The organism is Alcaligenes sp. CHO6 (genome assembly GCF_037120595.1).
In the GTDB taxonomy this organism is placed as follows: Bacteria; Pseudomonadota; Gammaproteobacteria; order Burkholderiales; family Burkholderiaceae_B; genus Alcaligenes; species Alcaligenes ammonioxydans.
Genome location: NZ_JBANCI010000001.1, coordinates 1,348,936 through 1,372,725 on the forward strand (window position 1 = coordinate 1,348,936; position 23,790 = coordinate 1,372,725).

Consider the following 23,790-nt stretch of genomic DNA (forward strand, 5'->3'; position numbering starts at 1 on the left):
GGCATGAAAAAAAATGCATTCATAGTACTATCTGGCCTTATCCTTGGGGGCATATTCGGTTTACTTGATGTCAGCAGCATGATCGCTGATCAGAACGTAAACCCTGTGATTGGCTACGGCTCTGCTGGCGCTGTATTAACCATTCTTGCAACAGCCGGAATGATACAGTTGCCATGGGTCATTGCTGGTGCTGTTCTCAACGGACTGATCATCAGTTTTTTAGCTTCTTTTGCCACAAGCGGCATTCTCACCGGCGAATATTCGGGGCAAACGGTCAATGCAACCCCCATGCTGATGATCATCCTATTGCCACTGCCGTTTTTAGTGGCTTACGTACAGACCCGTCGTTTTGATTATGCCATCATCTATCAGTCCGCATGGAATATCTGCTGGCGCGTCTTCGCAGCGCTTGCCTGCCTTTTTTGGGTCGCTATTTATTCTACGGCTTCGGGCATCGGTACCGATATTGTCGATCCTGAATTGATGCGCTTCATCTCCTGGCTCATTGCTGGCGCGATAGCAGGTGTCGTTGCCATATTAACAGATCGTCTTGAACCGTCTTTTACATCACCAAGATCACGTTTTATTGCTCATCTGATAGGGCCACAGCTATTGTTGCCGCTCATGGCGCTAATGATGCTCATCGTGTTTTTTGGCACGGAGTCGAATTCCGACTCCCAGCTTTCAATCAGCCTCACCGTGTGGGCAATGTTAAGCTGCTCTATTATTGCGACCATCATTAGTGAGCGTAATGAAACTGAGCGCCTGCAAGGAGCTTACGACAAATTAGGAAAAATCGCAGCGATTGCTGTATTAGTGTTCGGTTTCCTGTCCGCACAGCTGCTTTATGAAGACTTTCAAAACTTTGGCCTTGCGCCCGTTGATGTCACATTCATTTACCTGACAACCATCGGCCTCGTATACGGATTTTCCTATCTATGGGCGCTCACAGGCGGAGCAGTCTGGACACAGCGTTTACGGCGCATCAATCTTGTCATGGTGCTTCCTGTTTACGGTATCTTTGCTCTAGCATTGACTGACGCGCTATCGCCATTGCGTATTGCTGCTCAACAACAAGTAGCGATGGCTCTTTCCAGCGATCAGCGTTTTACTGAAAACAATGTACGCCAGCTTATAAAATGGGGGGAGCCCGGTAAAAATGCATTAAAACAATTAAGAGAGGCAGCCGTTGATAAGCGTGACCTTGCAATCACCTTGGGCACACTGCTCCCCAAAAAACCTACAGCCCTCTCCGTGCCTGCTCAAGTTATCACGCCAGAACAAGGACTAAAATTACGTGATGAGTTAATCAATCAAACCGTTTTTGTGCCTAACACTGAGCAAACCCGCCAGGTTACCCGCGACGCGTTTTCACTGATGCCTGATTATTTATTCCAAGAGTATGCTCATGCCTGCAAAAGCACCGACATACATAAAGGCTGCACGATTTATCTTGCTAACTTCTTGCCGCAAGTACAAGGCGTCACGATATTGATCGATACTCACAAAGCCGATCCGTTTCGTTTTCAGGCCTTACAAGTCAATGAGAAAAATTCGGCTTCCCTGCAAGTCTTTGTTAATGGTGACATTACCGATCAAGACAAAGGCAGCACCATGGTTCCTGTTGCGGGATGCAATGTTAATGCCATGCAATTTGGCAACTCACTGGTTTTGGTATTGGATGGATTGGATAAGAAAAAGGCATGTCAACTATGAGCAAACCATTAACTTCTCTTTTTCGATCAGGATTTATCCTAGTCGCTGCTTTGAGCCTGTCCCAACCATTATCAGCGATCGCTAGTGAAGCAAACGGCGATCTGAAAGGAGCAAAACTACGCGAGCTACTGGATCAATCTGGCATTCAATGTCATGATGAAAAAACTTTCGACTGCGCCACAGGCCCCTACAAGGTCAATATTCATAGTGACTGTTCTGTTGCACCTTACTATGGGGCAGTTTACGGTCAACCTACCAAACTCTACACAAAAGCAGACAGTGTTGAGAATGATCCGAATACTCACACCAGTCTCGCTGAAGATCAGCTCATTTGCATCAAGGCTACCGCCAAATACGGTATTTCTGATGTGGCATATTTCATTATGGCGATGCCAGATGATCGATTCGAAAACTGCAACACAGCAGATATTTTATGTCGCGTCTCTGCCCCCTTGCCTGAGCCGTATAGCACGGCTATGAAACACTGTAAGCGCGTAGAAAATGGGGAAATTACATCCTGCCCGCAAGGTTGGGTAAAAGCGGACGCTATCGAGCCTTACCCGAATGGACTGCAATAGATAAGAGCAAAATAAAATGTTGCTATATACCGATCAGGTTGGGGGCAATGCTTAGCCCAATGAAAAACAGCCCTCCTTGCATAAAAAAAGTTGATTGCCTCTATTTCTCGACCAGGCAAAGCGTATATGAACGCAGTTTGAAACCATCATCAATACGAAAACGATCCTGCAAAACGATTTTTAGCTGTGCTTCATTTAAAAACTCAGCGCGCAGTTCGGGTTGTGCGCATGTTGCCTTCAATGAATACTCTCCGTCACCGATTAATGTTGGCTCGGAAAATTCACATCGACTTTCAGCTATGCTGATATGTTGATTACTCAGCAAAGCCGTATTGATATTGTCAACCGCTTCACACTGTGTGCCCTCAACTGTATAGCGCCCTTCTTTCAAGGGCAAACGATCATCAGCAAGACTTGGAAAAGAAAAAAGGCAGAAAATTAGCAAACTGCGTATCGTAAAACTCATCATCAGATATTAGTCCCATTTATGCGGGGGCTGCGGTGGCGGTGAAAAATTTTCTGGTCCTAATATCCTATATCGCTCAGCCAGCATGGCAAGCTCTTTACATTCAGAAATCAACAGGGGCAGTAGTGTGCCGCCTCCAGCTTCTTTTTCAGCATCTGCATGACAGCGAGATTGAAGCTGTTCCTTCCACTCAATATAATCACTATTTCTCTTTGCTTCGGTCGTTTCAATCGCATCATCTAGCAATCGCTCGGCCACAATAGCACGCTGAAAAACACATAAATTAATATCGCGTTGGTTCAATTCACAAGCTTTAAGTGCAGATTGTAAATCACCAACTACAATACCACTTAGGTTCGCAATCTCGGCCAACATATGCTGCTCTATATTCCCCGAAGGTTTTTCGGCCAATACGCTTGATAACAATAAAACCAACTCAATTACAAATAGTATGAAAATTTTATTTTTAATCAATAAGTTGAAAAACGATATCGCATTGATACCACAATCAAAATTGGTATCAAAAAACTTCTTGTACCCTAAATAACTAGCTGCTCCAGCGCCTTAACATCTTTGAAGACAACATCTGACACTCACTTGAAGTGCTTACGACCACATTCAATTTTCAGGTTCTCCTTGCTTCTTCGCTCACCCGTAACCGTGCTCGACTTAGTTTCCGCGACAAAGTAGACACGGGTGTCATTCTGAAACACCACCGCGCAGTCTGGGTTGTAGCTCCCCAATGGGGTATTAATATTGTAGCAATTGATAAACACGTAGATGGGAAGGTGCTTGGCAAAGGAAAGCCTGTAATTTCATCCAGGAAAGTCCGTGGGCAGGAAGGCCGATCCATTAAGGTATGAGCCCATCCTTCTACACTTGGCGTTACGCGGACGCTTAACTTTGAATTCCGTTGTGATCATACTTGCAGGATCATAGTATGCTGTAACGCTGCAGTGGCGCACTCGCTGTTCGTCTCTAAAGGCAAGGCCGCCGGATACTATAGGTCCACCACCAGGAATTTGTCGTGTGGTTCCGTACGAAATCGTAATTGTTTCTGTTTCCGTAAATTTCCACTGAAAATAGGGGCGACCTTTGTCGTCAGTGCCTTGATCAATGCCATAACGGGGCATCGTCGCAATCACATCCGAGACTGGATGCCCCACAAAACGTCGCGGGGAATCGTAATTGGTGGCGCACCCAGCCAGCCCCATCGCGAAAGTACCTATAGTAAGAGCAAAACGCAGAAGCCTCTTCAACAATTTCCGGTCTTCTTTATTTTGAAACAAGCTGTTTGGAGAAATTTGAAGCGCATCGCTTTCTAACCGTTTGTTGTTTTTATCAGGCATGATTGCTTTCCGTTTTTAGCTCGATGGAAAGTATACCTTAGAACTTTAAAAAAAAGAAACGCGGCATGCGCCTAGATCAGCGGATTCCAAACTTCCAGTTTTTATTTGCCATTTTTCTCGGTCGCTACAGCTCTTTTTAATTTGCGCGCTTCCCTCAAAAAACAATCAAAAAAATGACTTCTTTAGATCATTAGAAGACGACCAGAAAAAACGTTTGTAAAACAATGCATTACCAATGATGGGTGTGACTCCCAGGAGTCACACCCCTGTGACAAATATTCAAACTTCATCGAAGCCCCCCTAAAAAGGCATCTCGTCAGCCTCCTTTTTGATCCCTCGTAAGGTGTCACATAAAAACCAGATTGAATCGCCCCGTATTTTCTAGACGCCTGCGATTTGTTGAAAATAACGTCGTTCGAACTGGGCAGGCGAAAGCCCCGCAGCGGACGAATGGCGTCGGGTGGGGTTGTAAAACATTTCGATGTAATTAAAGACATCGGCCCGCGCCTGGTCGCGGGTTCGGTAAATTTACCGACAGATACGTTCGCGTTTGAGTAATTGAAAAAACTCTCAGCCACCGCGTTATCATGACAATTGCCGCGCCGACTCATGCTGCTGAGCAGGCCATGATCGCGCAAGAAGTCCTGCCATTCGTGGCTCGTGAATTGAGTGCCATGGTCCGAATGAACGGTCACAAGACGCTGAGGCTTGCGTCGCCATAATGCCATCAGCAGTGCATCAAGCGCGAGACGGCTATCGATACGGCTTCCCATCGACCAGCCCACCACGTGACGAGAAAACAAGTCCACCACCACCGCCAGATACAGCCAACCCTCGTGGGTGCGGATTGTATGTAATGTCGGTCACCCAGGCTCTATTAGGTTCGTCCACGGTGAACTGACGTTGTAGATGGTCGGGAGCCTCGATCGCCGGTTTTCCGCCTCGCCCGCCTGGGCGCGAACGATACCCTGTCTGCGAGCGTATCCCCGCCAGCCTGAGCAAACGCGCCACACGATGCTTGCCACAGTGCTCGCCCAGATCACGCATGTCCTGCGTCAACTTGCGATAGCCATACACTCGGCCGCTCTCTAGCCAGGCCTGCTGGAGCAAATCGAGAAGGCGACGGTCATCGCCCACTCGCCGGCTCAAGGGATCTGCCCTCCAGGCGTAATAACCGCTGGGATGAACCTGCATGACCTTGCACAACTGCCGGACTGGATAGTGTGGGGCATAGTGCTGGATGAAGGCGTACTTTACGCGGACTGCTTGGCAAAGTACGCCGCAGCCTTTTTTAAAATATCGCGCTCCTCGGTCACGCGCTTGAGCTCTGCGCGCAATCGGCGCAGCTCTTCGGCCTGTGTCGCTTGGAGCTGGCGCTCAGGCTTGGGCGCCTGATAGGCCTTCATCCACTTGTACAGGCTGTGCTGGCTGACGCCGAGCCGGGCGGACACCTCAGCTACCTTATGCCCCCGGTCAACAATCTGCTTGACCGCCTCGATCTTGAATTCTTCCGGGTAGGGCTGCTTACTCGTCATGGGCTCTCTTTTTATGCCTCATTTTGAGGCATGGAAGTATCTAGTCAACCCGGGGCGATTCATACTGGCTGTGCGCCTCAGATCGTGCGGGCCGAATTTAGCAAGCGATTGCCCCTCTTTCTGAGCCAGCTTGTATGTCATCGTCATTACCCGGTTCAGTGTGGCACTGCTTATGGGGACGTCAGAATCGTAGCGTGACGGGCAAAACATACTCCGATCCTCCGGAGAACGTCTTCAAAGCGATGAGGATGTCCATGGCCTGCCTGGATAAAAACACCAGGTGAGGATTTCGCCGCTTCATCCGTTCTTAGGGGATCGTCCAGCGCTTCGCTGAAGTTGATCTCACTCCAGGTGGCATTCGTCAGCTCGCTTTTTCGCACCATCGTCAACAACAGCAGTTTGACTGCTGCCCGGATCGATGGAGATGTACCAATACGCCCCATGTACTGGCACATGATCTTGATTTCTTAGGGCGTCAGAGTTCTATCCCGCGGCTCAAATCTGGCAATACTTGCTGGCCTAAACAGGTCTGCCGGCTTCTCAACCCTCTGACCTCGCTCAGTCGCCCAGCGATATACCTGGAGTACAATCTCACGCGCATGAACCGCTGTAGCAGGCGCACCGCGCTCTACGATAGCGTGGGTCAGTGCTCGCAAGTCCTCGTGGGTGATTTCGGTCAGCTTCTGATTGCCGAATTTCGCTTCCAGCTCTCACATATAGACCGAGCGACGTATATCACGGGTAGAGTCGGCCATCTGGTAGCCACTTTTCCGCCCAGGCACCAAAGGTTTCAACCCCTTTAACACGCGCCTTGTCTCGGGCCTTCTCCTTCGCTGGCGACTTTCCATCGGTGACCATCCGCTTGGCCTCACCAAGTCGCTCACGGGTTTCTGCCAGAGTGATACCACCAACGCCGTAGCGGCCGAATGGGATCGTCTCTTGCCTGCCATTGATCGAGTAGCCGTAACGGAATGATATGGAACCGGCGGGAGTGACAGCCACATAGAGGCCGTTCCGGTCATTCACCTTGTAGAGTTTATCCCTCGGCTTGAGGTTGCGCAGCTTAGTATCCGTCAGCATGAGTCTTATCCTTCTTCGATTCCAATACCATGCTGGAAGATAATTCGAAAATCAGGCCATTAAATCAACAAAAACAGATAGTTAAATAATTTCGATACCATAAACACACAGGATCAAGTAGCATGGTATCGGCTATCACTCATGGCATCATGTCTCGATAATACCACCTTGGATACCACGCTCAAGCGGTGCTTCCCGCTGCCATCAGTTGCCATATACTGCCAGACACAAATACAAAAAAGCCCGCAGTTACGCGGGCTTAGAGGTGATTTAGTGCTCTTTGATGCCGGTCTATGCCGGACGCGGAATCATTCCCACTCAATCGTTGCTGGCGGTTTGCTGCTGACGTCATACGTCACACGGTTGATGCCGCGCACTTCGTTGATGATGCGACCCGAAGTACGCTTGAGCAGCGAGTAAGGCAGTTCAGCCCAGTCCGCCGTCATGAAGTCGGTCGTCTGTACAGCACGCATGGCAACCACGTACTCGTAAGTACGTGCATCGCCCATCACGCCGACGCTCTTTACGGGCAGGAAGACGGTAAATGCCTGAGAAGTCAGGTCGTACCAATTTTTGCCAGTTTCTTCGTCAACCGTATTACGCAGTTCTTCGATGAAGATTGCATCAGCTTGGCGCAGCAGATCTGCGTACTCACGCTTGATTTCACCCAGGATGCGCACACCCAAGCCTGGGCCTGGGAAGGGGTGACGATAGACCATGGCAGGTGGCAGGCCCAAGGCCACGCCCAGTTTGCGCACTTCGTCTTTGAACAGTTCGCGCAGAGGCTCCAGCAGCTTCAGGTTCAGCGTTTCTGGCAGGCCACCTACGTTATGGTGAGACTTGATGCCCGTAGCCTTGCCCGACTTGGCCGCAGCCGATTCGATAACGTCTGGGTAAATCGTGCCCTGTGCCAGCCAGCGAGCATTGCTGAGCTTGGCAGCTTCTTCCTGGAAGATCTCTACGAATTCGCGGCCAATGATCTTGCGCTTGGCTTCTGGATCAGTAACACCGGCCAGTTTGCCCAGGAAGCGATCGGACGCGTCGATATGGATGATTTTCAAACCCATATTGTCGGCGAAGGTGCTCATGACTTGCTCGGCTTCGTTCAGACGCAGCAGGCCGTGGTCCACGAATACGCAGGTCAGCTTGTCGCCAATCGCCTGGTGGATCAAAGCGGCAGCAACCGAGGAGTCCACCCCGCCGGACAGGGCCAGAATCACTTCCTCGTCGCCGACTTGTTCGCGAATATTGGCAATGGCCTCTTCCACGTAGTCCGGCATGTTCCAGTCGCCCACGCAGCCACAGATATCGCGCACAAAACGTTGGAACAAGGCAGCGCCTTGCACAGTATGGGTAACCTCAGGGTGGAACTGAACCGCATAGAAGCCACGATCTTCATCAGCCATACCGGCGATGGGGCAGGTAGGCGTGGAAGCCATCAGCTTGAAGCCGGGAGGCAAGGCGGTGACTTTATCGCCGTGGCTCATCCAGACTTTGAGCATGCCGTGGCCTTCTGCCGTAGCGAAGTCCTGGATACCATCGAGCAACTTGGTGTGGCCGTGGGCGCGCACTTCAGCATAGCCAAATTCGCGCTTGTCGGAGCCTTCGGTAACGCCGCCCAATTGGCGGGCCATGGCTTGCATGCCGTAGCAAATGCCCAGAACGGGAACGCCTGCTTCAAAAACCGCAGCGGGAACTTGCAAAGCGTCGTCGGCGTAGACTGACGCATGGCTGCCCGACAAAATAATCCCTTTCAGGCCTTCTTGGGAGCGGATAAATTCATCGCTGACATCACCGGGATGAATTTCACAGTAAGCACCAGCTTCGCGCACGCGGCGCGCAATAAGTTGGGTGACCTGGGAGCCGTAATCAAGAATCAGAATTCGCTGGTGCATGAAAGTATCGAGCCAATAATAAAGCGGTAAAGAGTCTATTTTACGCTGTGTAGCGCCGCTTAGGGAGCCGTAGAAATACTCCAGGCCGAAATTGTCCTGCATCACTGGCATTCATGCGGCAAGGCAGCTACAGTACATGCAGCCATTTTGGGAGTTTCAGCATGTCTTCGAGTCGTACCCCTCATTCAAACGAGCTCAATGAACACCATGAATCCCGACCTGCACAGGCCGGTCCACCGCAAAGCGGGGGCAGCTATATTCCCGCCTCTGGTGCTGCTGACGAACGTTCGCGTGGCTTTGCCTACGAATGCCAGCAAGATACCGACGAGGTATCGGGCAGCCTGACATTTGTACTGGTTCACGGCGCCTGGCACGGTGGCTGGTGCTGGTCCCGGCTGGCTGAACGGCTCCAGGCCAAAGGACACAAAGTCTACACCCCCACCTTGACGGGCCTGGGCGAGCGCAGTCATTTACTGGGTCCGGACATCACCCTGAATACCTTTGTGGATGATGTCGCCAATTTGATACGCTGGGAAGATCTGTCCAATGTCGTGCTGGTTGGCCACAGCTTTGCAGGCCTGGTGATCAGCGGCGTGGCCGATGTCATGCCACGTTGCATACGTCATCTGATTTATCTGGATGCCTTTATTCTGCCTAGCGGCACCAGCACGTTTGATACCCTGCCTGAAAAAATGGTGGAGAGCATGATCGCCTCGGCCGGCCAAAGCACCATTCCCGCTGTCCCCCCTCCTCCCCTGAATGCATTGGGACTGCATGCTACAGAAGATCTGCGCTTTGTCGGCAATCGCCTGACTCCACAACCCCTGAGCGTTTACAGATCAGCTTTAGTATTGCAAAACCCGGTCATCGGTAACTCCCGCCCCTGCACTTATATTTCCTGCACGCAGCCGGTGTTTCGCGCGGTAGACACCTCGCGCGAGTGGGCCCGCCAGCAAAAGGACTGGGAATTTAGGGAGTTGGAAACCGGGCATAGTGCGGCTATCACCCATCCCGATTTGCTAAGTCGCTTGCTCGTGGAAATCGCCGACTAGTCAGTCTGCGGGAACGCCGGGACATCAGGTCGATAAAGTTCGCAAAGACGCATTTGCCCGTGCCATCCGCAGAGGAAGGCCTCCATGCAGCGAAAAACCTCGCCCGCCACGTTCCCATCCTGATCCATACAGGCGGCCGCCCACTACGGTCAGACAGGAAAGCGGCATGGCAAAAAAAAACGCCAACCCACAGGTTGGCGTTTTTTGGCATGCAAGAGACTGACTACGATCAGTCGGCGCGGTAGTTTGGCGCCTCTTTGGTGATCTGCACATCGTGCACATGAGACTCACGTACACCCGCAGCCGTAATTTCCACGAACTCGGCCTTGGCATGCAATTCCTCGATGGATTTGCAACCGCAGTAACCCATGGAAGCACGAATGCCGCCCACCAATTGGTAAATAATGGCGATGACACTGCCCTTGTAGGGCACACGGCCTTCAATACCTTCTGGGACCAGCTTGTCTGCGTTATTGGAAGGGTCCTGGAAGTAGCGGTCCGCTGAACCATCAACCATGGCGCCCAAGCTACCCATACCACGGTAGGACTTGTACGAACGGCCCTGGAACAGCACTACTTCACCAGGAGACTCCTCGGTACCGGCAAACATGCCACCCATCATGCAGGCAGACGCACCCGCAGCCAGGGCCTTGGACACATCGCCCGAGAAGCGGATACCACCGTCAGCAATCAGCGGCACGCCCGTACCTTCCAAGGCCTTGGCGACATCCGCAATCGCGGTAATTTGCGGCACACCCACACCGGCCACGATACGCGTCGTGCAAATAGAGCCTGGGCCGATCCCGACCTTGACGCAATCTGCACCCGCTTCGACCAGCGCACGGGCCGCTTCCGCCGTGGCAATATTGCCGCCAATGACCTGAATGCGCGGGAAATTCTTCTTGACCCAGCGAACACGCTCGATAACGCCACGAGAGTGACCATGGGCCGTATCCACCACCACTACGTCCACACCGGCTGCGGCCAGTTTTTCGACTCGTTCTTCCGTACCATCACCCACACCGACCGCAGCGCCGACACGCAACTGACCGTGGCTGTCTTTGCTGGCCAGTGGATGCTCGGTGTTCTTGACAATATCTTTGACAGTGGCAAGACCACGCAGCTGGAACTGATCGTTCACAATCAGCACGCGCTCCAGGCGGTGACGGTGCATCAAGGCCTGGGCCTCATCCAGCGTGGCACCTTCGTGCATGGTGATCAGACGCTCCTGGGGCGTCATGACATCGCGCAAAGGCAGATCCAGGCGGTCTTCAAAGCGCAGATCGCGGTTGGTGACAATACCCACCAATTTACCGGCTTCCACCACAGGCAGACCGGAAATACCGTGCTGGCGCTGCAGATTGATGGCATCGCGCACCTTCATGGTGGGCGTGACCGTGACCGGGTCAATCACAATACCGAACTCGTGACGCTTCACACGTGCGACTTCACGCGCCTGGGCATCGGCTGTCAGGTTTTTGTGGATGATCCCGATACCGCCTTCCTGTGCCATGGCAATAGCCAGACGCGCTTCGGTAACCGTGTCCATGGCAGCCGAAACCAGCGGAATATTCAGGGTGATGTCCCGCGTAAAGCGGGTGAGCAAGGATGTATCGCGAGGCAGAACCTCGGAGTAAGCGGGAACCAACAACACATCGTCGAAGGTCAGTGCTTTCTTGATGAGACGCATGCTTTATAACTCCGTCCAAAAATCGATTATACGCGTAAGCAATTACGCAATCCAGACCCGAGCGTTGCGAAACATCCGCATCCAGGGAGTAAATCCACCATTTGCCATCTGATCAGCCCCCTGATCAGCTGCGCCCCACTGCGCTGGCGTCCAGGACATCATGACGTTGCGGGTCACGCGTTCCGGGTGCGGCATCATGATGGTAAAGCGGCCATCTGCCGTGGTCACACCCGTCAAGCCGTCGGGGCTGCCGTTGGGATTCAGCGGGTACTGCTCGGTACGCTGACCACGATGATCCACGAAGTGAACCGCAGCGGCGACCTTGGACGCATCGCCCTGACGCTGGAAGTTGGCAAAGCCTTCACCATGAGCCACGGCAACCGGCAAGCGGGTGCCTTCCATGCCCTTGAAAAACAGGGACGGCGACGCAGCAATTTCCACACTGGAGAAACGCGCTTCGTATTTTTCCGACTGGTTACGGGTAAAGCGCGGCCAGAATTCTGCGCCTGGGATCATGGGAGCCAAGGCGGCCATCATCTGACAACCATTACAAATACCCAAACCAAAGGTATCGCTACGTCCAAAGAACGCCGCGAACTGATCGGACAACTGACTGTTGAAACGAATGGTTTTGGCCCAGCCTTCACCGGCGCCCAGCACGTCCCCATAACTGAAGCCACCTACAGCCACCATGCCCTGCATGCCTTCGAGCGATGCGCGGCCCGACAGCAAATCGGTCATGTGTATGTCCACGGCCTCGAAACCGGCTGTGTCAAAGGCCCAGGCCATTTCGACCTGGCTGTTGCAACCCTGTTCGCGCAAGATGGCAACGCGGGGGCGCTTACCGGTAGCGATGAAAGGAGCGGCAATGTCTTCCTGCGGATTGAACAGAACACGCGGGCTGATACCGGGATCTTCCACATCCTGCCAGCGTTCGAATTCAGCCTGGGCGCAAGCGGGATTGTCACGCCGCTCCATGATACGGCGGCTGACTTCGCTCCACTGTTGGGCCAGCTCAACCCGAGGTGCCTGATAAATGCAGGCGCCATCACGGTAGAACTCGATCTGATCGTTTTTATTCAGACCCCCAATGACGTGGGAGTGAGCCGACAAGCCTGCCTCACGCAGAGTTTGCATAACCCGGTCGCGCTGGGCCAGCGGTACTTGAATCACAGCACCGGCCTCTTCATTGAACAGAGCGCGCAAGGTAAGTTCATCCCGCTGTACGGCAACTTGCTCGGCGCGGATCTTGTAATCCCCCCAGTCCGCGGCGTGTGGGTCAATAGTCAACATGTCCAGATTCACGGACACGCCGGTATGCCCGGCAAACGCCATTTCAGCCACGGTGGCAGCCAGACCGCCATCGGATCGATCGTGGTAGGCCAGGATCAGATCCTGATCGGCCAACTGACGGATCACCTTCACAAACGACAGCATGGCCTGGGCATCCTGCATATCGGGGACGGACTGTCCGACCTGATTGAAGGCATGAGCCAGAACGGAGGCGCCCATGCGCTGCTTGCCCTGCCCCAGGTCAATCAGGATCAAGGCAGTATCACCCGCTTTGGTTTGCAATTGAGGGGTGAGCGTGCGACGCACATCGGCCACTTGGGCAAACGCAGTCACAACCAGAGAAACCGGAGAAATCACCTGACGGGATTCGCCGTCCTGCTCCCAGCTGGTGCGCATGGACAGCGAGTCCTTGCCCACCGGGATGGACAGACCCAGGCTTTGGCACCACTGGCTGACGGCCTGAACCGTGTCAAACAAGGCAGCATCCTGGCCGTCTACACCGCACGCCGCCATCCAGTTGGCAGACAGCTTGACGTCTTTCAGGTCACGCACATCGCTGGCGACCAGGTTGGTCAGGGCTTCAGCCACGGCCATACGGCCGGAGGCAGCAGCGTCGATCATGGCGCTAGGGCTACGCTCGCCCATGGACATGGCTTCGCCACGCACACCTTCAAAGTCAGCCAAGGTTACGGCGCAGTCGGCCACGGGCACTTGCCATGGGCCAACCATCTGATCGCGACTGCACAAGCCACCCACGCTACGGTCACCAATGCTGATCAGGAAAGTCTTGTTGGCCACGGTGGGATGACGCAGCACCCGATGCATGGCATCGACCAAGGGGATTTCCGTCAGGTCCAGCGGCTCAGCCACCCCTTGCAGACGTTTGACGTCACGCTCCATACGTGGCGCCTTGCCCAGAATCACGTCCATAGGCACGTCTACAGGACGCTCCTCGATGCTCTTGGGGGTATGCACGTCGTCCACACCAGGCAGACCCTCACCGAACGTCACACGCAACTGGCGCTCTTCGGTAGCCACACCCACGACGGCAAAGGGGCAACGCTCGCGCTGAGCGATGCGCTCGAAACGCGGCAAGTCCTTGGGCAAAATAGCCAGGACGTACCGCTCCTGCGATTCGTTGGACCAGATTTCGGCGGGCGACAGACCCGATTCTTCCAAAGGAACGCGCGTCAGTTCAAAAATGGCGCCACGCTCGGCATCGTTGACCAGCTCTGGGAAGGCATTGGACAAACCACCCGCCCCCACGTCGTGGATAGCAATAATGGGATTGTTCTCGCCCTGTTGCCAGCAGCGGTCAATCACTTCCTGGGCACGACGCTCCATTTCCGGGTTGCCACGCTGCACGGAGTCAAAATCCAGCTCAGCACGGTTGGCGCCCACGCCCATACTGGACGCAGCGCCACCACCCATACCAATACGCATGCCGGGACCACCCAGCTGAATCAGCAAGGCGCCCACTGGCAGAGGATCTTTGTGAGTCAGGCGATCGTCAATCGAGCCCAGACCACCGGCAATCATGATGGGCTTGTGATAGCCCCAGCGCTGATCGCCAGCCGTTTGTTCAAAGGTACGGAAGTAACCCAGCAGATTGGGACGACCAAATTCGTTATTGAAGGCAGCACCACCAATCGGGCCTTCAATCATGATGTCCAGCGGGCTGGCGATACGGTCAGGAATACCGTGGGAGTCTTTTTCCCAAGGTTCCATTTGTTCAGGAAAGCACAGATTGGACACGGTAAAGCCGGTCAAACCCGCTTTGGGCTTGGAGCCACGGCCGGTTGCGCCTTCGTCACGAATCTCGCCACCGGCACCCGTCGATGCGCCAGGAAATGGAGCAATCGCGGTGGGATGGTTGTGCGTTTCCACCTTCATCAACGTGTGAACCAGCGCTTCGTGACGCTGATACACGGGCTCGTTGGCCTGATCGTTGATACCGGCGTGAAACAGAGTGGCTGGACCGCCCGTCATGATGGCGGCATTATCGGCATAAGCCACCACGGTGTTTTCAGGCTGAGCAGCATGGGTTTCACGAATCATGCCAAACAAGGTCTTACCCTGGCTTTGACCGTCAATTACCCACTGTGCGTTAAAAATCTTGTGACGGCAGTGTTCACTATTGGCTTGGGCGAACATCATCAGCTCCACATCGTGCGGGTTACGACCCAGACGTGTAAAGGCCTCCATCAGGTATTCAATTTCATCTTCGGACAGCGCCAGACCCATTTGCTCGTTGGCCTGTTTCAAGGTTGCCACGCCACCGCCCAGAATATCCACGGTCTGGATCGGCTTGCCCTCCAGTTGGGTAAACAAGGCCTGTCCGTCAAAATCCAGACCCACTACCGTCTCGGTCATGCGATCATGCAGCAAGTCAGCCAGTTGCTCCAGCTGCGCCTGATCCAGCTCTTTAGCGCCTAACAATCCACGCTTGGGAGTAATGATGTAGCGCACACCGCGTTCAATACGACGGACGGCCTGCAAACCACAGTTGTGGGCGATATCAGTCGCTTTACTGGCCCAGGGCGACACGGTGCCCAGTCGAGGTACAACGCGCAGCACCAAAGCGCCCTTGGGCGGCTGCGGGTCCAGCGCAGGCAGACCATCGTCCAGCAGATCGCTCAGGTGCTGACGGGCACTGGCATCCAGACCGGACTCTTCAGTCCAGACGTAGTATTCATGCAAGGCAAGAATGTCGGCAACTGGCAGTTGACGCTGCTCGATACGCTCTAGCAAACGCTCACGACGAAATGCGGAGAGCACGGACGAACCGGGAAAGTACAGGATTTGGCTCACGATACGGGAGGGGCAAAAAAGTGGGAGAAATAGAAAACACGCCATTTTAACCGGAAGCGACACAAGAGGTCACATCACTAAATGGCGTGCACAAAAAGGAAAATTCAGATCCAACAACGGGCTCGCGACCAGGGTTGCAGACACGATCACCCCGGCAAGCGCGACAGGACGTCTTGAGGGACCGGAGCGATTGGCGCCCCGCAATCTCCAGTACGGGCCAGGCACGGGATTCAAATCGGGCTGTCTCCATCCAGATCCGGGGCGGGGGCAGGTTCAGGGTAGGACACGCTCAGAATATCCAGCTCTTCCTTGCCGGCCGGGGTACGCAACACAACCGTATCGCCTTCACGCGCTTTAATCAGAGCACGGGCAACCGGTGAAATCCAGCTGATACGCCCTTGCAAAGGCTCGGCCTCGTCCACTCCCACAATCGTGATGGTGAACTCTTCACCTTGGCTGTCGCTGTACACCACAGTTGCACCAAAAAACACCTGATCCGGGTTCGGCTGCAAGCCGGGGTCGACCACTTCCGCAATTTCCAGACGTTTAGTCAAAAAACGGATGCGACGGTCAATTTCACGCAGGCGTTTCTTACCGTACAGGTAATCGCCGTTTTCTGAACGATCGCCATTGGAGGCGGCCCAGGAGACGATCTGTACGACTTCGGGGCGTTCTTTGTTCATTAGATGGCTCAATTCGCTGCGCAAACGGCGATAGCCCAGAACCGTCATATAGTTTTTGGTGCCGCTAGGCAGCGCGCTAGCCGGCGTGTCCAGATCGTCGTCATCGTCCTGATCGGACTCTTTTACAAAGGCTTTATTCATCGTTTTGATTGCTCCTGCTACAGCCACTCATGCCAGACAGGCTTCAACCCCAAAGGCAAAGGCGGCAAACCGCCCAAATCAATCCGCCCTTCACGGGGGCCATGAAAATCCGACCCGCAAGACACTTCAAAACCATAACTGCGCGCCACCTGGGTATACACACTGTATTCCTGAGCAGAGTGACTGCCCGTCAACACTTCAATCCCGACGCCCCCCAATTCCAGAAACTGGCTATACAAAGCATGACTGCGGGTGTCGTCCAGCTCATAACGTCCCGGGTGAGCAATAATGGCTTTACCACCCGACTCGCGTATCCAGCCTACCGCTTCCTCCAGACTGGCCCACACGGTTTCGACCGCAGCAGGTTTACCATCAGCCAGGTAACGACGAAAGGCTTCGTTCATATCGGCACAATATCCTTGCTGCACCAAAAAGCGCGCAAAGTGCGTTCGGCTGATCAACTCCGGGTTGGCTGCAAAGGGCACTGCGCCTTCGTACGCGTCAGGAAACCCCAGCTCCGCCAGACGCTCGCCCATTTGCCGGGCGCGCTGTCCACGACCAGCACGCACGTCCTGCAAGGCCTGGTGCAGCGGCTCGTGGTCCGGGTTCACACCCAAACCCACAATATGGATGGTTTTGTTCGCCCAGGTAACGGAGATTTCCACCCCGTCAACAAACCCCATTCCCAACCGCTCGGCATGGTGCCGGGCCTGCTTGAGGCCACCGATTTCGTCATGATCTGTCAGGGCCCACAGCTTCACACCGTTAGCATGCGCACGCTCAGCAAGTTCTGCGGGGCTGAGCACCCCATCTGAATAAATGGAATGGCAATGCAGATCAACGGGCAGGCAGGCCTGAACACTCATAAGGGGCTATCCAGCAAGAAAGTAATCGATGTGGTTGATCTGCTCGGCATTGCGCAGCATGGGCGCATGCCCCACCTTGGGGATGGTCACCAGTTGGGAATTCGGATTGCGCTGCAACATTTCCTGCGCCACCTCTGGTTTCAGCAGATCAGACTCCTGACCGCGCATAATCAGAACCTTGTCTGGCAAACCCTCATAAGCCCCCCAGAGCAAAGCCTGCGCTGCTTCCAAGTCCACATCCGCCTGCTGGGCAAAGGCTTGTGACAAGCGCAAGTCATAATGACGACGCCACTTTCCTTCATGCTCCACAAACACGTAACGGGACATCTGTGCCCATTCTTCGGCGGAGTGTTCCCCAAACGAGGCCGAGACAGACCGCACATAGTCCACCGCCTGCTCGAAAGTCTCAAACTGAACGGCTTGGCCCACGTATTCGCTGATGCGTTGCAGACCTGTCAGATTCAGCGCCGGCCCTACATCGTTGAGCACCACCCGCCCTAAAGGCAGTTGCAAAGGCGCTGATGCCAAGCCTGGGCCGGGGCGTGTGGGTCGCAGCAAGGCCGACATGGCTTGCGCACCTTGCAAGCCCAGCGCAATCAAGCCCCCCATGGAGGTACCGACCCAATCCAGCCGTGCCGGCTTCACGCGGGCGATCAACACGAGCATGTCAGCCACGTATTGCGGGATGGCATAGGCGGCGGGGTCAATCAGCCAGTCCGAGCGACCTCGTCCCACCACGTCAGGAGCAATGACGCGATAGCGGCTGGACAGCCGCTGAGCCAGCAGGTCAAAATCCCGGCCTGTACGCGTCAGCCCGTGTACGCACATCAGGACCTGATCGTTATCGGGATCGCCCCACTCCCAGTACGCCATGCGATGCGTGCCTGCGGCACTGGCACACATAACCCAATTGAGGCGCGGCTCCTGTAGATCAGTTGTCATGAACGCTCGGACAAGAATTTGACAGATAAAGGGCTATTGTAGCCCAGGCTGACGGCTTTACCCTGCCGTTTATGTCCCCGCTCAGGGCGGTGGGGACGATTGCCAGTAGCGGGCGTAGCGGTCACGCTCGCCAAAGTAATACAAGGCTGACGGACGTGACTCCACCGTCAAAGCCCCCCATTGATCGGTACGCAGAAACAAAGCTCCTGATCGCTCCCAACGAGCCTGCACCAGGGCATGGGGGTGGCCGAAACGATTCCACCACCCCAGTTGGGCAATCGCCAGCCCCGCCTGCATCTGTTTGACAAAATGAGCCCCCGAGGAAGTCCGGGACCCATGGTGGCCGACCACAACCACATCAATGGGCCCCACGCCAGCCGCCACAATGGCTTGCTCCTGCGCGACACCGGCATCGCCTAACAGCAAAGCGCTGTGTCGGGCACCTTGAACCTCCAGCACGCAGCTGACGGCATTCTTGTCCTCCTCGCGACCGGAGGCAGCCTTGTCACTGCTCGGCTCAGCCGGCGGCCACCAGAAGCGAAAACGCACGCCATCCACTTCCCAACTGACATCCTGTTCGCAGCGCCGGATCTGCTCTGGGCGCGGAGTGGAGCCCGTCGCAACGCCCAACAGGCGCTCCTCCCGACTCACATGCAGGTCCAGATCAAAGCTACTGTATGACCGACTGACCGGGGCGGCCTGCAAGACGCTGCGCGTCCCGCCCACATGATCCATATCGGCATGGGACAGCACCAAGGTATCTATCTGCCCTATCCCTGCTGCTTTGAGCCAAGGGGCGATGCTGCGTTTGCCCTCGTCCGAATCAGGGCCATAACGGTTTCCCACGTCAAATACCAATACCTGACTGCGGGTACGCAAGACTACGGCACTGCCCTGGCCGACATCCAGCGCAAATAAATCCCAGTCCCCTTCCTGAAGTAAAGAGGGGCGAATCGCCAGAGCGGGGATCAACAGCGACAAGCCGCTCAAGCGGGACACAAACCCTCGGGGCAAGAGCAGAAGCAAGACCCCCAGCAAAGCCAGCACAGTCCAGGCCCAGTGTTGCGCAGGCACCGGAACGCTCGCCAGGTGGCGCTCAGCCAGCCATACCGTGGGCTGCATCGTGAAGTCCAGCACGGCATGAGCGAGATAAGCGAGGGACTCACACCAGGCCGACGGTGCCTGGAGTGCGACCAGGATCAATAACAGCAGCACCAAGGGCGTGACAATCGAACCGATCAAGGTGATGGCGTACGCATTGGCGGGCAAGGAAGCCAGAGATACCTCGTGGAACAAGGGAGCCACGGCGGGCAACAAGGCCAGGGTAACCAGAATCTGCAGCCAGGCGGCAAACCCTATTCTGCGTCCCCAACGCTGCCACCACGCCCCAGCTGGCGGCACCCGTCCCATGAGCTGAGCAAAAGCGAACAGAACCGATACAGCCCCAAAGGACAAATAAAACCCGGTCGTCAGCCCCGCCCAGGGGTCGTGCAACACCACGACCCATGCCGCAAGCAGCAAGGTTCGGCCCGCGCCCAAATGCAAACCCCGGACACGACACAGGCCCACCACCAGCAACATCAAGAACGTACGTTGGGCTGGCACCCCCCAGCCTGCTATAAGGCAATACACCCCCGCCCCCGCAATCCCTACCCAGGTAGCAGCGAGCTGAGCCGGAATCTGCTCAGCCAGTACCCAGCGTCCCCAGCGGACACGTCGCCAGCACCAGGACACCAGACCGGCTAGAAGCACAGCCAGAAAGGTAACGTGCGTGCCACTGATGGACACTAAATGAGTCAGCCCGCTGCGATTAAAAATCAGCCAGTCCGGCGCAGCGATGCTGGCTTGATCCCCCAAGGACAACGCCAACATCACCCCGCCCCAGCGCCGCTCCTGCACATAAGGCAGCAAGAGCTTGCGAAGATGATGACGCACGCGCTCAGTCCACGTATGCCAGGAATCAGCCGGATCAAAAGCCAGGAGTTGCGGCTGACCCCGCACACTGCCAACAGCCCGCCAGCCTTGAGTGATGGCATGACGCTCTGCATCGAAACCGTGGGGGTTACGTGCTCCTTGCGGGGGTCGAACTAAGAGAGACATCCGCCAACGCTGGCCAGGCATCAGTTCCGGGAAGTGATGGTCAGGGGGCTCTCGATACAAAGAGTACCGTTGGGCTGCATTCCAGCGCACCAGGATATGCTCTGGCAAACCCGGCGGCTGGGAGCGCAAAACCCGTGCTTGAAACTGCCTGTGGCTGGGTCCTGCCTGCACTAAAGAAAGGATTTCCAACTCGACACGACTGACTTTATTGGTATCTTCCTCAAGGACAGACTGGCTGAGTCGATCCTGTATGTGCCAAACGCTGTAGCCGGCCCCCAAGAAGGCAAACACCAGGACATAGCTCACGGGAAACCGTGGGACTAGCACCAGGCACAGCAGCGCTGCACCCAGCCAGCACCAGACTGAATACCCTAAATAAGACGGTGCCAGAAAATGGGTAAATGTTGCAGCAGCCACAAAGGCAGCCAGACATGCCCGCCCTATCATGCGTTCTGTCCTGCCATATCGCCCCCAAGCCAAATCTGTAGCTTAGGAGTCCAGGCACCATCAGACCGTTACGGCAAACAACTTTGCTCACCTCGGCTTGTACCTACGAATCTTTCCCGCAACCGTCCATCAACCCGTCAAAACCGGGTCAAGAAGAGGCGCGACATGACAGGGCGAAAACCGTTATGGGAAAAGACAGTCGCACCCTGATCGCTCAAGCGCATTCACTGTCCCTGGCTCGACAGAAATGCATCCAGGCGAGGCAAAACTCGGCGGGCCGTGGCTCCAGTCTGCGCAATCACATCTGCCACATTAAGCCCTCGCAACTGCGCCAGACTGTCGGCCACCCCATACACCTGTGCCGGTTCGTTACGAACCGACGCCAAGGCAGTCCCGGGCTCCACCAGCCAGGACGGGGCCAGATCTGGAGCATCGGTCTCCAGCACCATATCAGCCAGACTCAACGCCTGCGCCAAACGGCGAATCTGTTTGGCGCGGCCAAATGTCATGGCCCCGCCGAAACCCAAGGCATAGCCCTGGCGCACAAACATCTGCGCTTGCTGTTCGCTACCATTAAAAGCATGGGCAATCCCGCCGACTGCGGGATATTGGCGCAGATATTTCAGCACGCGATCCTGGGAGCGGCGAACATGTAGAAGGACAGGCAGACCATAGCGTTGCGCCAGGCCCAACTGGGCGTCAAACAGACATTCCTGATGACGGCTGGCCTCGTCGGTTTTCAATTCGGGTACGAAGTAATCCAGACCGATCTCGCCCAAAGCGACTAGACGAGGATCAGGCAGCCGCAACTGGATTTCCCGCTCCAAGGCCTGCAGGTCCGTTACCCCTGCTCCCGGTGTAAACAATGGATGAATACCCAGCGCATACACACCACCGGGCGCTGCCAAGGCGGTCTCGCGAGCCGTCTGAAAATCAAACACGGCGACCGACGGCACCACAATCGACTGCACACCGGCTGCGCGGGCGCGCGCCATGACTTGCTCACGGTCCCGGTCAAATTCAGGAGCATCCAGATGACAATGTGTGTCGATAAGCATTACAGAATTCCGACAATAGCCCCTTCAGGTCAGCAAAGAGCAGATACACTGGGCCACATCGCGTCCGGCCGGGTGTCAGGACGGTCGATTGGCTCTGATTTCCTGGGTCAAATACCCCTTGTCCATCAGCAACTGACGATGCGCCAAGGAGGCCAGAGCCTGATCATGGGTGACGATCACAAACGCCGTGCCAAACTCCTCATTGACCCGGCTCAACAGCTCGAACATGCCTTCGGCGGTATAGCGATCCAGATTGCCCGTGGGCTCGTCCGCCAGCACGCAGGCTGGTCGTGTCACCAGGGCGCGCGCCAGAGCGACCCGTTGACGCTCCCCCCCGGACAACTGGCCCGGATAGTGATGCACACGCTGCGACAAACCCACCTGCTCCAAAATCTGCTGAGCCTGCTCGCGGGCTTCTTTGCGCTTCATGCGTCGCACGATCAAAGGCATGGCCACATTGTCCAAAGCATCAAACTCAGGCAGCAAATGATGAAACTGGTAGACAAAACCCAGCACCTTGTTGCGCAACTGGCTGCGCTCGCCTTCATTCAGGCTTTCCGTCTGCGTGCCGTTGACCTCGATACTGCCTGAATTAGGTTTATCCAGCAGACCCAGAGCATGCAGCAAGGTACTTTTCCCCGAACCGGAAGCCCCGATAATGGCCACCATCTCACCACGGCATACTTCCAGATTCACACCCGAAAGTACGTGGATAGTGTTGCCGCCTTCTTCGTACTGAACACTGACATCGCGGGCGCGCAACACGGTGGGAGCGTTAAGATCAGTCATGACGCAGCACCTGTGCAGGTTGGAGCTTGGAGGCACGCCAGCTGGGGTACAGCGTGGCCAGGAAAGACAACACCAGGGAAACGAAGGCAATCAGCACAATATCGTAAACCTGCGGATTGGATGGCAGTTCACTAATGAAATAAATCTGCTGGGGCAGGAATTTACGACCCATCAGGTTTTCAATAAAGGGCACGATCACGTCGATATTGTAGGCAATCAGCGTGCCCAGCCCCACACCCAACAGGGTACCCACCACCCCGATCAGCGACCCCTGAACCAGAAAAATGCGAGCAATCTCGCTAGGCGTGGCGCCAATGGTGCGCAAAATCGCAATATCCGACTGTTTATCCTTGACAGCCATAACCAGCGACGACAGCAAGTTAAAGGCAGCAACGGCCACAATCAGCGCCAGAATTAGAAACATCATGCGCTTTTCAGTTTGAACAGCTGCAAACCAGGTACGGTTATTGGCGGTCCAGTCCGACACCAGCACATTACGCGGCATGGCGCTGGCCAATTCCTGTCCCACCAAAGGGGCTTGCTGCATGTCTTTGATACGCAGACGCACGCCGCTGTTGCCGCTGTCACGAAAGATCTTCGAGGCATCTTCCACGTTCACAAACGCCAGACTGGCGTCGTACTCGTAATAGCCCGAGGAGAACACACCGGTGACGGTAAACTGACGCATGCGCGGTGAAAACCCCGCCGGCGATATCGAGCCTTGCGGAGCCATCAACATCACCGTGTCGCCAGTGCTGACTCGCAGCTGATTGGCCAACTGCTCACCCAGCACAATACCGAAGGTGCCCGGTTGCAAATTCTCCAGTCGGCCCATGACCATTTGCTGGGCCAACTCGGACACCTTGCTCTCTTGTCCGGGCTCAATCCCGCGCACCTGCACCCCCATCAGCTGGTTGCTGCGCACCAACATACCCTGCCCCGCAACATACGGAGCGGACCCCACCACAGCGGGATTGGTCTGGGCTTTTTGCGCCAGAGCGTTCCATTCGTTCAAGACCTGCTGATGATCGGCATTGCGCACAATCAGTTCAATATGCGGCAAGACTGAGAGCATGCGATCACGCACCTGAGTCTGAAAACCATTCATCACGGAGAGCACAACAATCAGCGCGGCCACGCCCAGGGCAATCCCCGCCATTGAACTGCCCGCAATAAAGGACACAAAGCGGTCTTTGTGTCCGCCACGCCGTTTGCGGCCTTTGGCCAGACCGGCATACCGCGCCCCAATCCAAAATTCGTATCCCATGCGAGCTGCTATCGCCTCAAAGAAAACACTAC

Annotated in this window: 17 protein-coding genes and 2 pseudogenes; 3 read left to right on the plus strand and 16 right to left on the minus strand. The window is 55.2% G+C overall.

Annotated elements, in window-relative coordinates; translation table 11 throughout:
- The first annotated feature begins 3 nt into the window (after positions 1 to 3).
- Positions 4 to 1,716: a hypothetical protein gene (locus tag V6936_RS06350; RefSeq protein WP_336579598.1), complete on the plus strand. Its 1,713-nt coding sequence runs from the start codon at positions 4 to 6 to the stop codon at positions 1,714 to 1,716.
- The gene (locus tag V6936_RS06355; protein ID WP_336579599.1) at positions 1,713 to 2,294 is read left to right on the plus strand and encodes a hypothetical protein; all 582 of its coding nucleotides are present in this window, start codon (positions 1,713 to 1,715) and stop codon (positions 2,292 to 2,294) included. The genes V6936_RS06350 and V6936_RS06355 overlap by 4 nt, the downstream gene beginning before the upstream one ends.
- A 100-nt stretch (positions 2,295 to 2,394) precedes the next feature.
- Here the strand turns inward: V6936_RS06355 and V6936_RS06360 are convergent, their stop codons facing one another.
- From V6936_RS06360 to guaA, 7 genes and pseudogenes are all read right to left on the minus strand, one after another.
- Positions 2,395 to 2,763 carry a hypothetical protein gene (locus V6936_RS06360; RefSeq protein WP_157664275.1) on the minus strand — a complete coding sequence of 123 codons (369 nt, stop codon included), beginning with the start codon at positions 2,761 to 2,763 and terminating at the stop codon, positions 2,395 to 2,397.
- A gap of 6 nt (positions 2,764 to 2,769) precedes the next feature.
- On the minus strand, positions 2,770 to 3,135 hold the full coding sequence (locus V6936_RS06365; RefSeq protein WP_336579600.1) for a hypothetical protein: 366 nt from the start codon (positions 3,133 to 3,135) through the stop codon (positions 2,770 to 2,772).
- A 218-nt stretch (positions 3,136 to 3,353) separates the two neighbouring features.
- A complete protein-coding gene (locus V6936_RS17375) occupies positions 3,354 to 3,536 on the minus strand; it encodes a restriction endonuclease (protein WP_442892567.1) in 183 nt (60 codons plus the stop codon).
- A 39-nt stretch (positions 3,537 to 3,575) separates the two neighbouring features.
- Positions 3,576 to 4,109 (minus strand): hypothetical protein, encoded by a 534-nt coding sequence (locus V6936_RS06370; RefSeq protein WP_336579601.1) that lies wholly within the window; start codon positions 4,107 to 4,109, stop codon positions 3,576 to 3,578.
- Positions 4,110 to 4,490: 381 nt separating this feature from the next.
- Positions 4,491 to 5,644 (minus strand): annotated as a pseudogene (locus V6936_RS06375) (IS3 family transposase).
- A gap of 63 nt (positions 5,645 to 5,707) precedes the next feature.
- Positions 5,708 to 6,724, minus strand: a pseudogene (locus tag V6936_RS06380) (tyrosine-type recombinase/integrase); the annotation flags it as partial.
- 308 nt (positions 6,725 to 7,032) lie between these two features.
- Positions 7,033 to 8,619, minus strand: coding sequence for a glutamine-hydrolyzing GMP synthase (gene guaA / locus V6936_RS06385; RefSeq protein ID WP_336579602.1), 1,587 nt, complete (start codon positions 8,617 to 8,619; stop codon positions 7,033 to 7,035).
- Between the two features lie 161 nt (positions 8,620 to 8,780).
- Here guaA and V6936_RS06390 point away from each other — a divergent pair, with 161 nt between their 5' ends.
- Positions 8,781 to 9,671, plus strand: a complete 891-nt coding sequence (locus V6936_RS06390; protein WP_336579603.1) for an alpha/beta fold hydrolase — start codon at positions 8,781 to 8,783, stop codon at positions 9,669 to 9,671.
- 229 nt (positions 9,672 to 9,900) lie between these two features.
- Here the strand turns inward: V6936_RS06390 and guaB are convergent, their stop codons facing one another.
- The 9 genes from guaB to V6936_RS06435 form a co-directional block, all read right to left on the minus strand.
- Positions 9,901 to 11,361, minus strand: coding sequence for an IMP dehydrogenase (gene guaB, locus V6936_RS06395; protein ID WP_131071577.1), 1,461 nt, complete (start codon positions 11,359 to 11,361; stop codon positions 9,901 to 9,903).
- Between the two features lie 42 nt (positions 11,362 to 11,403).
- Positions 11,404 to 15,465, minus strand: a complete 4,062-nt coding sequence (gene purL / locus V6936_RS06400; RefSeq protein WP_336579604.1) for a phosphoribosylformylglycinamidine synthase — start codon at positions 15,463 to 15,465, stop codon at positions 11,404 to 11,406.
- Positions 15,466 to 15,695: 230 nt separating this feature from the next.
- On the minus strand, positions 15,696 to 16,289 hold the full coding sequence (greB, locus tag V6936_RS06405; protein ID WP_003801341.1) for a transcription elongation factor GreB: 594 nt from the start codon (positions 16,287 to 16,289) through the stop codon (positions 15,696 to 15,698).
- A 17-nt stretch (positions 16,290 to 16,306) separates the two neighbouring features.
- Positions 16,307 to 17,155, minus strand: coding sequence for a PHP domain-containing protein (locus tag V6936_RS06410; protein WP_336579605.1), 849 nt, complete (start codon positions 17,153 to 17,155; stop codon positions 16,307 to 16,309).
- A gap of 6 nt (positions 17,156 to 17,161) precedes the next feature.
- A complete protein-coding gene (locus V6936_RS06415) occupies positions 17,162 to 18,058 on the minus strand; it encodes an alpha/beta fold hydrolase (RefSeq protein WP_003801346.1) in 897 nt (298 codons plus the stop codon).
- 120 nt (positions 18,059 to 18,178) lie between these two features.
- Entirely contained in the window at positions 18,179 to 20,644 is a 2,466-nt protein-coding gene (locus tag V6936_RS06420) for a DNA internalization-related competence protein ComEC/Rec2 (protein ID WP_336579606.1), read from the minus strand.
- Positions 20,645 to 20,868: 224 nt separating this feature from the next.
- Positions 20,869 to 21,702 (minus strand): TatD family hydrolase, encoded by an 834-nt coding sequence (locus V6936_RS06425; RefSeq protein WP_336579607.1) that lies wholly within the window; start codon positions 21,700 to 21,702, stop codon positions 20,869 to 20,871.
- Positions 21,703 to 21,777: 75 nt separating this feature from the next.
- The gene (locus V6936_RS06430) at positions 21,778 to 22,491 is read right to left on the minus strand and encodes an ABC transporter ATP-binding protein (protein ID WP_240208790.1); all 714 of its coding nucleotides are present in this window, start codon (positions 22,489 to 22,491) and stop codon (positions 21,778 to 21,780) included.
- Positions 22,484 to 23,758 (minus strand): lipoprotein-releasing ABC transporter permease subunit, encoded by a 1,275-nt coding sequence (locus tag V6936_RS06435; protein WP_240208791.1) that lies wholly within the window; start codon positions 23,756 to 23,758, stop codon positions 22,484 to 22,486. Before V6936_RS06435 ends, V6936_RS06430 begins: the two co-directional genes overlap by 8 nt.
- Between the last annotated feature and the right edge of the window lie 32 nt (positions 23,759 to 23,790).

Coding starts and splice junctions, on each gene's coding strand:
- V6936_RS06355 (WP_336579599.1), top strand. CDS start 1,713: ATGAGCAAACCATTAACTTCTCTTTTTCGATCAGGATTTATCCTAGTC.
- V6936_RS06435 (WP_240208791.1), bottom strand. CDS start 23,758: ATGGGATACGAATTTTGGATTGGGGCGCGGTATGCCGGTCTGGCCAAA.
- V6936_RS06420 (WP_336579606.1), bottom strand. CDS start 20,644: ATGATAGGGCGGGCATGTCTGGCTGCCTTTGTGGCTGCTGCAACATTT.
- V6936_RS06415 (WP_003801346.1), bottom strand. CDS start 18,058: ATGTGTGCCAGTGCCGCAGGCACGCATCGCATGGCGTACTGGGAGTGG.
- guaB (WP_131071577.1), bottom strand. CDS start 11,361: ATGCGTCTCATCAAGAAAGCACTGACCTTCGACGATGTGTTGTTGGTT.
- V6936_RS06410 (WP_336579605.1), bottom strand. CDS start 17,155: ATGAGTGTTCAGGCCTGCCTGCCCGTTGATCTGCATTGCCATTCCATT.
- V6936_RS06390 (WP_336579603.1), top strand. CDS start 8,781: ATGTCTTCGAGTCGTACCCCTCATTCAAACGAGCTCAATGAACACCAT.
- greB (WP_003801341.1), bottom strand. CDS start 16,289: ATGAATAAAGCCTTTGTAAAAGAGTCCGATCAGGACGATGACGACGAT.
- V6936_RS06360 (WP_157664275.1), bottom strand. CDS start 2,763: ATGATGAGTTTTACGATACGCAGTTTGCTAATTTTCTGCCTTTTTTCT.
- V6936_RS06350 (WP_336579598.1), top strand. CDS start 4: ATGAAAAAAAATGCATTCATAGTACTATCTGGCCTTATCCTTGGGGGC.
- V6936_RS06370 (WP_336579601.1), bottom strand. CDS start 4,109: ATGCCTGATAAAAACAACAAACGGTTAGAAAGCGATGCGCTTCAAATT.
- V6936_RS06365 (WP_336579600.1), bottom strand. CDS start 3,135: ATGTTGGCCGAGATTGCGAACCTAAGTGGTATTGTAGTTGGTGATTTA.
- V6936_RS06425 (WP_336579607.1), bottom strand. CDS start 21,702: ATGCTTATCGACACACATTGTCATCTGGATGCTCCTGAATTTGACCGG.
- guaA (WP_336579602.1), bottom strand. CDS start 8,619: ATGCACCAGCGAATTCTGATTCTTGATTACGGCTCCCAGGTCACCCAA.
- V6936_RS06430 (WP_240208790.1), bottom strand. CDS start 22,491: ATGACTGATCTTAACGCTCCCACCGTGTTGCGCGCCCGCGATGTCAGT.